9 protein-coding genes are annotated in these 11,752 nt (G+C 38.9%); 8 read left to right on the forward strand and 1 reads right to left on the reverse strand.

Features of this window, described 5'->3' with window-relative positions:
* Positions 1–220: 220 nt before the first annotated feature.
* Both pyrD and AACU95_RS11810 read left to right on the forward strand, forming a co-directional pair.
* Entirely contained in the window at positions 221–1,231 is a 1,011-nt protein-coding gene (gene pyrD / locus AACU95_RS11805) for a quinone-dependent dihydroorotate dehydrogenase (protein WP_004251935.1), read from the forward strand.
* A 214-nt stretch (positions 1,232–1,445) separates the two neighbouring features.
* Positions 1,446–1,997, forward strand: a complete 552-nt coding sequence (locus AACU95_RS11810; protein WP_012367736.1) for a cell division protein ZapC — start codon at positions 1,446–1,448, stop codon at positions 1,995–1,997.
* Positions 1,998–2,263: 266 nt separating this feature from the next.
* Here AACU95_RS11810 and AACU95_RS11815 read toward each other — a convergent pair whose 3' ends face one another.
* Positions 2,264–3,406, reverse strand: coding sequence for a YcbX family protein (locus AACU95_RS11815; RefSeq protein WP_004244672.1), 1,143 nt, complete (start codon positions 3,404–3,406; stop codon positions 2,264–2,266).
* Between the two features lie 109 nt (positions 3,407–3,515).
* On the opposite strand from AACU95_RS11815, the gene rlmKL reads away from it, so the two are divergent.
* The 6 genes from rlmKL to AACU95_RS11845 all read left to right on the forward strand — a co-directional run bounded on the left by rlmKL (position 3,516) and on the right by AACU95_RS11845 (position 11,659).
* Positions 3,516–5,630: a bifunctional 23S rRNA (guanine(2069)-N(7))-methyltransferase RlmK/23S rRNA (guanine(2445)-N(2))-methyltransferase RlmL gene (rlmKL, locus tag AACU95_RS11820; RefSeq protein ID WP_004247681.1), complete on the forward strand. Its 2,115-nt coding sequence runs from the start codon at positions 3,516–3,518 to the stop codon at positions 5,628–5,630.
* 6 nt (positions 5,631–5,636) lie between these two features.
* Entirely contained in the window at positions 5,637–7,568 is a 1,932-nt protein-coding gene (locus AACU95_RS11825) for an ABC transporter ATP-binding protein (protein ID WP_004244674.1), read from the forward strand.
* 92 nt (positions 7,569–7,660) lie between these two features.
* Positions 7,661–8,950, forward strand: a complete 1,290-nt coding sequence (gene pqiA / locus AACU95_RS11830) for a membrane integrity-associated transporter subunit PqiA (protein WP_004247682.1) — start codon at positions 7,661–7,663, stop codon at positions 8,948–8,950.
* Positions 8,943–10,595 carry an intermembrane transport protein PqiB gene (gene pqiB, locus AACU95_RS11835; RefSeq protein ID WP_004244676.1) on the forward strand — a complete coding sequence of 551 codons (1,653 nt, stop codon included), beginning with the start codon at positions 8,943–8,945 and terminating at the stop codon, positions 10,593–10,595. Before pqiA ends, pqiB begins: the two co-directional genes overlap by 8 nt.
* Positions 10,595–11,167, forward strand: a complete 573-nt coding sequence (gene pqiC / locus AACU95_RS11840) for a membrane integrity-associated transporter subunit PqiC (protein ID WP_004251932.1) — start codon at positions 10,595–10,597, stop codon at positions 11,165–11,167. The genes pqiB and pqiC overlap by 1 nt, the downstream gene beginning before the upstream one ends.
* 87 nt (positions 11,168–11,254) lie before the next feature.
* Positions 11,255–11,659, forward strand: coding sequence for an ASCH domain-containing protein (locus AACU95_RS11845; RefSeq protein ID WP_004244678.1), 405 nt, complete (start codon positions 11,255–11,257; stop codon positions 11,657–11,659).
* The last annotated feature ends 93 nt before the right edge of the window (positions 11,660–11,752 follow it).

The following is an 11,752-nucleotide window of genomic DNA, read 5'->3' on the forward strand; positions in this document are numbered from 1 at the left end:
TGAAAAAAATCTTAAATATTGATTTTTTTAAGTTTTTTGAGATGTTACATCATCTTAATGAAAGGAGAATTGTGCGAGGGACATCATAAACTGGGGATTTTTTATGGTGAATTGTGCAATTGAAACGTTTACTTTTCGTGCTTTTATCTATATGATGCTCGACGCTTAAATCGTCGTAGACATATCATTCCTAATACCCGATATTCTCAATGGAGATCGTATGTATTATTCCTTAGTAAGGAAGGCATTGTTTCGGCTAGATCCTGAACGTGCCCATGATTTTACCTTTCGTCAGTTAAAACGCTTATCTCATTCCCCATTTCAATTTCTTATTCAACAATCACTTCCTGCCAAACCCGTTTCTTGTATGGGACTTTCATTTAAAAATCCTCTCGGTCTTGCCGCCGGCCTTGATAAAAATGGTGATTGTATTGATGCACTAGGGGCAATGGGTTTTGGCTTTATTGAAGTCGGTACTGTTACACCACGAGCACAAGTAGGTAATGACAAACCGCGTCTCTTTCGCTTAGTAGAAGCTGAAGGCTTAATTAATCGAATGGGGTTTAATAATTTAGGGGTTGATAACCTAATAGAGAATGTAAAACAATCTCAATATGGTGGTGTGCTGGGTATTAATATCGGTAAAAATAAAGATACCCCCGTAGAGCAAGGAAAAGATGATTACTTAATCTGTATGGAAAAAGTTTACCCTTATGCAGGTTATATTGCGATTAATATCTCTTCACCTAACACCCCCGGCTTACGGACACTCCAATATGGTGAAGCATTAGACGATTTATTATCTGCGATTAAAAATAAACAACTTGAGTTACAAGGGAAATATCAAAAATATGTGCCTGTGGCCGTTAAAATTGCCCCTGATCTTACTCATGAAGAATTAATCCAAGTTGCAGATAGCTTAGTGCGTCACCATATTGATGGCGTAATTGCGACCAATACAACATTAGACAAATCATTAGTGAGTGGATTAGATCACTGCAATGAAGCCGGTGGATTAAGCGGTCGTCCGGTTCAATCAAAAAGTACACAAATCATTCGACAACTAAATGAAGAGTTAAAAGGCGCTTTACCTATTATTGGGGTAGGGGGGATTGATTCATTGACTGCCGCACGCGAAAAAATGGATGCAGGTGCTTCTTTAATACAAGTCTATTCAGGATTCATTTATCATGGTCCTGCACTTATAAAATCTATAATTAATCATATTTAATTACATTCAATAATCAGTTAAGGGCTTTTCTTCTGCCCTTAACTCGTTTATATTGCCTCTAGTTGATTATTTTTTATTAAATGGCAGTGATTGTGCTTAATTAATAAAAAAATGAACCCTGTTTTTGTTAGGTGGTATTAAATATTTTATTTAGGTTATTTAATATTGAGTATCAGAGAAAAAAGCAGGTAATAAATCGAAGGGGGAATAATTAGTGATAATAAAACCCGATGATCGCTGGCGTTGGTATTTTGATGACGAGCAACAAAAGTTGATGCTCGATTTAGCTAATGGAATGATTTTTCGTAGTCGTTTTCCAAGTAAAATGCTAAGTGCAACTGCTCATCAATCATCACCTTTTACTGTTGATGATGCTGCTCTTTATTATGGATATGATGAGCAAATCCGCCAGATTGATATGCCTTCTGAGTCGCGAGCAGAATTAGCGTTAAACGCATTAATAGCCCATCGTTTTTTAAAGCCATTAATGCCTAAGAGCTGGTATTTTGAAGTGAGTCATTCATCAACCCGCCCTTATTTAGCTCAAGTGGTGGAAACCGCATTGAAAGATAGCAATGAAAAAGTGCTTTTTTTAGTGGCGGAAGTGGGAGAGCAAGCCTGTTTATGCTTATTAGCCCAGCCTCAGTTAGCATTATTTGATAGAACACTAACGTTTTGTGATCCACTAAAAATCATGAATGATCGGTTAAGTGAATATCATAAACAGTCTGAGCCAAGATCGTTTTTGTACGAAAAAGTCATCTAATAAAAGAGTAAAAAGGACTTACTCTTTTATTTTCACTTATTGTTTATAATATGCTAAAAACAATTGGCCTTAAACAACACTTCCTAAAATCAAATCTGCATTATTCTCTTTTTGCAACAAATTTATAAAAGTAAATAAAGTGAGTTTATAGTTAATTTAAAATTGAGTTATTGATGAGATAATTCTTAATCAGCAGAGCAGATCATGCAAAATAAAAAGAAGATAAGGACAGTTTACCTTCTTTTTATTTGTGATAAAGATAAGCGTTATTTTTTATTAAGTGAAAGTTTTACATTGCCTTTAGGAACACAACTACATGCGAGTATTCTGCCAGAACGTTTTATGGCACCTGCTTTTAATGCATTGACATCACCTTCATCTAATTGAATAACACAAGAGCCACAAATCCCCGCACGACAACTATAGGGAATAGCATAACCGTGATTTTCCAGTTGCTCTAACAACACCTCTTGATTATTCCCGGCAAAGCTGATGCCATTAAATTCAATAGTGACAGCTTGTTTTGGCTCTTGAGCGGAGGCTGCTGTAACCGCATTGTCAGTTGCTGGTTCGGTTGTTTGCTCTGTTGTTTGTAAATAAGATTTCGCTTCTTTATAAGCTAATATTTCAACTTTATCCCCAACACGAATAATACCTGATTGGCGAATGATAATATTTTGACCAAAATCCACATCGCCTTTTTCATCTGTACGGAATGTTTGCAGTGTTGCTAACGGTTCTGTGGTAGGATGCTTAATGCCTTTATCGATACTGATAGTGGTCATAATACAGCGACTGCAAGGCTTGACTAAGTCCATGACGACAGAGCCAATACGGATTGTTTGCCAGCTATCTTCTGCAAAAGGTTTTGCACCTGTGATGATGATATTACCGCGAAATTGCTCAATATTGATTGAAGCTGGGCAACGCTGTTGCAGAGACTGAAATGAGGCTTCATTAATCAATAGATAAGGGTAACCGTCAGCGAACGAAACCGCGGTTTCAGGAGATTTTTTTACTCGACGTGTTGATTTTTCACCCGTCCAGCGAAGTTGTACATCCATGCCTAAATAGCGGCTGAACCATTGATTTATTTCATCTGGGGCAACATAAGCGGTAAAATGATTTCCCCACACTTCAGTTGGTTGTAATGAAGATTGAAAATCCTGATAAGTAATGGCAATTCCTTCACCATCGGGTGCTTGAATATAAATACCATTTGTCATTACAGTGGGAATAAAACACAGCAACAAAGGGTATTTACGTGCGGTGATAAATGTCCCCTCAGGGGTCGTTATCATAAAATCACGATCAAACGTGAAGCCGCTCTCACGGGCAAAGGCTTGAGAAAGACGAGTCCCTTTCATTGATTTTACAGGGTGTATATAAAGGCGTGATACGTTGATCATCAGTGCTCCCAAAAAGGTTTTATTATTTTTTTATCGTCAGTAACTTTATGACAACGTAATACAATTAGCTATAATGCCCAACAATTTTATTTTAGGTGGTAACAATATTATGCGCTCTCTGTTTGCCAGCACAGGCCGAGGTCTGGAAGAATTATTAAAAACTGAACTTGAACACCTTGGTGCCCAGTCTTGCCAGATTACGCAAGGTGGTGTCTATTTCCGTGCTGATGATAAAACCATGTATCAGTCTTTGCTCTGGAGCCGTTTAGCTTCTCGCATCATGCTTCCGCTAAATGAATTTAATGTCTACAGTGATCTAGATTTATACCTTGGTGTGCAAGCAATTGATTGGAGCGAAGTATTTACAGTTAATCATACTTTTGCTATTCACTTTAATGGCACTAATGATGTGATCCGTAATAGCCAATATGGTGCATTAAAAGCGAAAGATGCTATCGTCGATTCATTCCAACGTAAAATAGGGCAACGACCGGATGTTGCTAAGCAATCACCGGATATTCGTTTAACTATACATCTACATAAAGAAAAAGCGTCATTATCTTTAGATCTCAGTGGCGATGGATTACATCAACGTGGTTATCGTGACTTAACAGGGCAAGCACCGCTAAAAGAGAATCTAGCAGCAGCGATTATTATGCGTTCAGGTTGGAAAACCGATACACCATTAATTGATCCTATGTGTGGCTCAGGTACTTTACTTATTGAAGCAGCAATGATGGCGACGGATTGTGCTCCCGCTTTAAATCGAGTCCATTGGGGTTTCCGTCATTGGTTAGGACATAATGAAGCGCTATGGAAAGAAGTCACTCATGAAGCATTTGCCCGCTTCCGTGAAGGTAAAAAGAATACTCAAGCGCGTTTTTATGGTTTCGATGTGGATAAACGTGTATTAGATATGGCAAGAGCCAACGCACGTCGTGCGGATGTGGCCGATTTAATTACTTTTACCCAAGGTGATGCAGCAAAACTGACTAACCCAGTATCCACGGGTGTTAAAGGGACGATTATTAGTAACCCGCCTTATGGTGAACGTTTAGAAAGTGAACCCGCACTCATTGCTTTGCATAGCCAGTTAGGACGTGCGGTAAAAGCCCATTTCCCAGGATGGCGATTATCACTTTTTAGTGCTTCTCCTGAATTGTTAAGCTGTATTCAGTTACGTGCTGAGCGTGAATTTAAAGCTAAAAATGGTCCGTTAGATTGTGTACAAAAAAACTATTTATTATCAGAAACACCTTCGACGATTAATACACGACTGGCGGAAGATTTTGCTAACCGTTTACGTAAAAATGAGAAAAAACTCGCAAAATGGGCAAAACAACAGCAAATTGAGTGTTATCGCTTATATGATGCTGATTTACCAGAATATAATGTTGCGGTAGATCGCTATGGCGAAAAAGTGGTGATCCAAGAGTATGCACCTCCAAAAACCATTAATGAACATAAAGCACGCCAGCGTTTATTTGATGTGATTAGTGCCACCATGGAGGTTTTGGCATTACGCTCTGATCAACTAATTTTAAAAACTCGTCAACGCCAAAAAGGTAAACAACAATATGAAAAAATGGCAGAGAAAGGGGATTTCTTTTTAGTTGATGAGTTTGGTGCCAAATTCTGGGTGAATTTAACCGACTATCTCGATACTGGACTGTTTTTAGATCACCGCATTGCACGCAAAATGTTAGGTGAAATGAGCAAAGGAAAAGACTTTTTAAATCTCTTTGCTTATACCGGTAGCGCGTCAGTCCATGCTGGGTTGGGGGGAGCTAAAAGTACCACAACAGTAGATATGTCACGAACTTATCTTGAATGGGCTGAGAAAAACTTTCAAGCAAATGGATTATCAGGTAGACAACATCGTTTAATGCAGGCGGATTGCTTACAGTGGCTAAGCCAAAGTAATGAACAGTTTGATGTGATTTTTATCGATCCTCCGACGTTCTCTAATTCAAAACGCATGGAAAATACCTTTGATGTACAACGTGATCATATTGAATTAATGAAACATCTAAAGCGTTTATTAAGAAAAGGCGGAACAATTATGTTCTCAAATAATAAACGTGGTTTCAAAATGGATCATGAAGCATTAGCGAATATTGGGTTAACAGCAAAAGAGATAACACAAAAAACGTTATCGCAAGATTTTGCACGTAACCGCCAAATCCACAATTGCTGGCTATTAAATCATGCTGGTGAGGAATAATTTACAATGCCGTTAATTAGTTTGACTGGGGCTTATTTAGCGTTTAGTGATGCCCCTTTATTAGATAATACAGACTTGTTTATTGATGAAAATGAACGCGTTTGTTTAGTCGGTCGCAATGGTGCCGGAAAATCGACCCTATTAAGAGTGTTAGCCAAAGAGCAGCCCTTAGATGATGGGCAAGTGGTGTATGAACAAGATCTGGTGACTGCACGTTTACAACAAGATCCCCCCAGAGATATCGAAGGCACTATTTTTGATTTTGTCGCGCAAGGCGTTGCAGAAGATGCGCAATATATTACCGAATATCATCGTGTTTCAAAGGTAATAGAAACGGATCCGTCTGAAAAAAATCTTAATCGATTAGCTCAGTTACAAGAAGTGCTCGATAACCGTAATCTCTGGTTATTAGATAGCCGTATTGCTGAAGTACTGGAAAAATTAGGGTTAAATGGCGAAGCAGAGCTTTCCTCACTTTCCGGAGGATGGTTAAGAAAAGCCGCATTAGGGCGCGCATTAGTGAGCGCACCGAAAGTGCTCTTTTTGGATGAGCCCACCAACCATCTAGATATAGAAACTATCTTATGGTTAGAGAAATTTTTAAAGGATTTCCAAGGTAGCATTGTCTTTATTTCCCATGACCGATCATTTATTCGTAATATGGCAACCCGCATTATTGATTTAGATCGCGGAAAACTATCCTCATGGCCGGGAAATTACGATAAATATCTGGAAAGTAAAGAAGAGGCATTGCGTGTTGAAGAGCAACAAAATGCTGAGTTTGACCGGAAATTAGCGCAAGAAGAAGCATGGATACGTCAAGGGATCAAAGCTCGCCGGACTCGTAATGAAGGTCGTGTACGGGCATTAAAAGCATTGCGAGTTGAACGAAGTGAACGTCGTGAAGTATTAGGCAGTGCTCGTATGCAGGTCGAAGAAGCAACGCGCTCAGGTAAAATTGTGTTTGAATTAGAAGATGTTAATTATAGCATCGGTACGCGTAGGCTCGTTCGTGACTTCTCTGCAAAAGTGCAACGAGGAGATAAAATTGCCTTAGTTGGCCCTAATGGTTGTGGTAAAACCACACTACTCAAATTGATGTTAGGGGATTTAAAAGCAGATAGTGGTCGTATTCATTGCGGCACTAAATTAGAAGTTGCTTATTTTGATCAACACCGTGCCACACTTGATCCTGATAAAACAGTGATGGATAACCTTGCAGAAGGTAAGCAAGAGGTGATGGTAAATGGTCGTCCTCGTCATGTTTTAGGTTATTTGCAAGATTTCTTATTTCCACCAAAACGTGCCATGACACCTGTTAGAGCACTTTCGGGGGGCGAAAGAAATCGTCTATTGCTTGCTCGTTTGTTCTTAAAACCAAGCAATTTACTTATTCTTGATGAACCAACTAATGATCTTGATGTTGAAACATTAGAACTATTAGAAGAGCTGGTGGATGCTTATCAAGGCACTGTGTTGTTGGTTAGCCATGATCGTGAATTTGTTGATAATAGTGTTACGGAGTGTTGGATCTTTGAAGGTGATGGCGTAATCAATAGCTATGTTGGCGGCTATTATGATGCGCAGCAGCAGCGTGCACAGTCTGTTTCTCTTAAAAATGAAGCGAATAAGTCACGTAATGCACCAGAAAAAACTGAAAAAGAGACTAAACCAAAACAGAACGCCAAAAAGGCTACACGAAGTAACAATAAGTTAAGCTATCATTTGATCCGCGAGCTTGAACAACTGCCCGCTAAACTGGAACGTTTAGAAGAGGAATTAGGTTGTTTACAAGAAGAAGTGGCTGCAGCTGATTTCTTTACACGTCCTCATGAAGAGACAGAAAAAGTGCTAAAAGCATTAGCTGATAAGGAAAATGAACTTGAAACAGCTTTTGATAGATGGCAAGAGCTGGAGATGATGCAAAACGGTGAATAACGTATGCCAACTCATAACGGGGCATAATGCCCCGTTTTAGTCTCTATACTTATTGTTGTTTATTGATTATCAAATAAATGAGAGGTGCCGTTGTGTGTTCGGGTCAACATTCTTGTCATGAAGAACAACATGAGCAAATATTGTGCCCTCAGTGCGATCTGGTAGTGAGTGTTCCTGAATTAGCCCAAGGAACCAAGGCGACCTGTCCACGTTGTCACACTTTGCTAACAGCACGTTGGCGACAACCTTTTTATCAGCCTGTAGCCTTGGCGATTAGTGCATTATTTATGTTGTTAATGGCTTGCCAATTTACTTTTGTCAGTATGGAAGTGGCAGGAATTACCAATAACATTACTTTAATGCAGATCCCAAATGTGATGTTTAGCGAAAATTATGTTGAGCTAGGCGCTTTCTTTTTACTCTTTGTACAAGTGGTTCCTGCTTTCTGCATGATAGCGATTTTACTGCTTTGTACACCCATTAAGCTGCCAAGAAAATTACAAATTTGGCTATCACGAATTCTTTTCCAATTAAAATCGTGGTGTATGGCAGAGATTTTTTTAGCCGGTATTTTAGTCAGTTTTGTCAAGCTAATGGCGTATGGTGATATCGGCTTAGGGTTAAGCTTTCTACCTTATGTACTTTACTGCTTATTACAAATTCGTGCATTTCAATGTTTAGATCGCCATACATTATGGGAAAAACTAGAATCGCGACCCGCTTATCCTAAAATTGAATCAGGTAAAACAGGTTTAAAGCAAGGGGTAAGATTATGTCGTTCTTGCACTGCTATTTTACCGGCTGATCAATATGAATGTAGTCGTTGTGAAGTAAAAGGGTATGCGAGAAAACCTCATAGTTTGCAATGGACGCTCTCTTTCTTAATTACTTCTTTAATTCTTTATATTCCGGCTAATCTATTGCCAATTATGGTGACGGAATCGCTGGGTAATAATCTTTACTCAACCATAATGGCTGGGGTTATCTTACTTTGGGAAGATGGCTCATATCCTGTGGCAATGGTTATTTTTATTGCCAGTATTATGGTACCCAGTTTAAAAATGGTGGCTATCGGTTGGCTATGTTGGGATGCACATAAAGCTAAAGGAAAACGTGATCCGGCGAGAATGCACTTTCTCTATGAAGTGGTTGAATATGTAGGGCGTTGGTCAATGATTGACGTTTTTGTTATCGCTGTTTTAGCTTCATTAGTCAGAATGGGACGTCTGATGAGTATCTATCCCGATTTTGGTGTAGTGCTATTTGCATTGGTTGTCGTATTAACGATGTTCTCTGCAATGATGTTTGATCCTCGGTTAACATGGGATAAATGTACTGCCGATGATGATAAACCCATGATTAAGGAGCCTAAGGGTGACTGAAAAGAACGATACTGCTTTAACACAAGCAAAAATTAATAAACTGAAAAGCTGGTCTCCAGTTTGGATAATACCTCTTGTTACGTTATTGATAGGAGCTTGGATACTTTATTATCATTTCAGTCATCAAGGTCCTGAAGTCACATTAATAACCTATAATGCTGATGGTATTGAAGCAGGTAAAACTAAAATAAAGAGCCGTAGTGTTGATATTGGCTTAGTCGAAAGTGTGACATTAGATAGTAATTTTAGTCGAGTGATCATCAAAGCTCGTCTCGATAATGAAATGAAAGAACTACTGCGTGCTGATACCGCTTTTTGGGTGGTTAAACCACAAGTGGGGAAAGAAGGTGTCACTGGTTTAGGTACTCTACTCTCAGGTGCTTATATTGAGCTACAACCCGGTTTAACAGGTAAAGAGCAGGATGAATTTAATTTATTGGACTCTCCGCCACTGGCCTCTCCGGATGCAAAGGGGATACGCATTAATTTAGTCAGTGAAAGAGCAGGCCAGCTTAATGCAGGTGATCCGGTATTATTTAGGGGTTATCAAGTCGGCTCGGTTGAGACGAGTGAATTTAATATTGAAAGCCGAGATATGCACTACCAGCTTTTTATCAAAGCACCTTATGACAAAATGGTCACGTCGAATGTTCGTTTCTGGAAAGATTCAGGCATTGCATTTGATATGTCATCATCAGGGGTTCGTGTTGAAATGGCTTCGCTTTCCACACTGTTTAGCGGTGGGGTGAGTTTCGATGTGCCTACGGGGTGGTTACCTGGTGAAGCTATTGCCCCTAAAACAGAATTTAAACTTTATGATAACGAAAAGAGTATTCAAAATTCGTTATATACCGATTACCGTAGCTATATTATGTTTTTCTCTGATTCTATAAGAGGATTACAAGCCGGAGCGCCAGTTGAGTTCCGTGGTATTAGAATGGGTACGGTTGTTCAAGTACCCTATTACACCCAAGAAATGCAACAATCGTTAGATAAAGATTTCCGTATTCCTGTGCTTATCCATGTTGAGCCGGAACGTTTTGCGAATGATGTAGGTGAAAGTTTTGATTTCGTAAAAGAGCTTTCTTCTGCTGCTAAAAATGGATTAAGAGCATCGTTAAAATCAGGCAATCTATTAACAGGTGCGCTGTATATTGATCTGGACTTTTATCAAGATGTTGAACCTTGGAAAGGGCCACAAACTGTTGCAGGATTACCACAAATACCCACAGTCAGTTCTGGTTTAACGCAAATTCAGCAAAAAGTGATGACTTCATTGGATAAGATCAACAATCTTCCTGTTGAGCCAATGTTGAAAGAGATGACTGCGACATTAACCGAAAGTCAAAAAGCGGTTGCTGAAGCGAAGGAAACTCTGAAATCATTAAATGCTATGATTGGTAGTGATGACTTCCAAAAACTGCCTAATGATATTCAACAGTCATTAAAAGAGATCAATCGCAGTATGCAAGGTTTCCAACCTGGCTCACCGGCATACAGTAAAATGGTTGATAATATGCAACGCTTAGATCAAGTGCTCAGAGAGATGCAACCGCTATTGAAGACCTTAAACAATAAGAGCAACGCATTAATTTTTGAAGCACAACAAGGTAAAGATCCTGAACCAAAGAGGGCTGAAAAATAATGAAATATATTATTGGGATCGCGGTATTGATGCTGACGGCTTGTTCAAGTGTGCCTGATAAAGCTTATTATCAATTACCTGATGTTTATCAAGGTGCAAATAATAAGGTTGTTACAACTACTGAGAGCGCAAAGCAAGATCAGATTTGGGTTCAGCCTATCCGTTTATCTGATATGTTAGTTAACACGGGCATTGTCTATCAAACCAGTGATATCAATTATACCGTTGCTAACCAACATTTGTGGATAAACCCGCTTGATCAACAGCTACAGCAAAATCTGGTTGTGGGATTAGCAAAAGAATTCCCTAATCGAGTGGTTTCGACACAACCTATTGAAGATAAACTTGCTAAATTGACTGTCAATGTTAATTATTTTCAAGGTCGATATGACGGCAAAGTGATTATTGCTGGTGATTGGATCTACACTCAAGGCAATAAAGTGATTAGTCAGCCTTTTTCTGTCGCGTTAACACAAACGCAAGATGGCTATCCGGCTCTGGTACGTACGCTAGGGGAAGGATGGCAGAATGTCGTCGCTGAGATCGCAAAAACAATTAAATCACAATATTAATTGTTTTATACAGTAATATAGGAATAACCAATGCCTGACTAAAATCAGGTGTTGGTTTTTTATTCGAGATAACGAGAGAAAAATCTCATGCTGGAATTGATAAAAAAGAAATACCCTACAGCGATTTGTTGGTCTTTCGGGGATAATCCGCAGCTTGCTGATGAACTTGCACAACTTGTCGTTGAAAGAAAAAAAACAGCAACATGTAGCTCATTAAGTGGTTTTTTTAGTGATCCAGTCACGCCAACAATTGGTGGTTACAATATTATTTTAAATAGCCATGGGGTTCCTATTTGTGTTATCAGAACACGCTCTTTAACATTGGTACGTTTTTCTGAGGTCACAGAACAGTTAGCGCGTAAAGAAGGTGAGGGTGATCTAAGCTTGTCATATTGGCAACAAGGACATAAAGAATTCTTTATGCGAGAAGGTACCTACTCTCCAGATATGGAATTAATATTTGAAGAATTTGAGTTAATAGAGGTTTTTTAGTTAACAGGCTTCATATTTGTCGATAACTTAAGTTATATCATTAATGTTGCTATGGTTATTTGGCATAAATTTTATTTTTACTACTGTGAATAG

This window comes from Proteus sp. G4415, from assembly GCF_963896075.1.
Taxonomy (GTDB): Bacteria; Pseudomonadota; Gammaproteobacteria; order Enterobacterales; family Enterobacteriaceae; genus Proteus; species Proteus mirabilis.

Coding starts and splice junctions, on each gene's coding strand:
- pyrD (WP_004251935.1), top strand. CDS start 221: ATGTATTATTCCTTAGTAAGGAAGGCATTGTTTCGGCTAGATCCTGAA.
- AACU95_RS11815 (WP_004244672.1), bottom strand. CDS start 3,406: ATGATCAACGTATCACGCCTTTATATACACCCTGTAAAATCAATGAAA.
- rlmKL (WP_004247681.1), top strand. CDS start 3,516: ATGCGCTCTCTGTTTGCCAGCACAGGCCGAGGTCTGGAAGAATTATTA.
- AACU95_RS11825 (WP_004244674.1), top strand. CDS start 5,637: ATGCCGTTAATTAGTTTGACTGGGGCTTATTTAGCGTTTAGTGATGCC.
- pqiC (WP_004251932.1), top strand. CDS start 10,595: ATGAAATATATTATTGGGATCGCGGTATTGATGCTGACGGCTTGTTCA.
- AACU95_RS11845 (WP_004244678.1), top strand. CDS start 11,255: ATGCTGGAATTGATAAAAAAGAAATACCCTACAGCGATTTGTTGGTCT.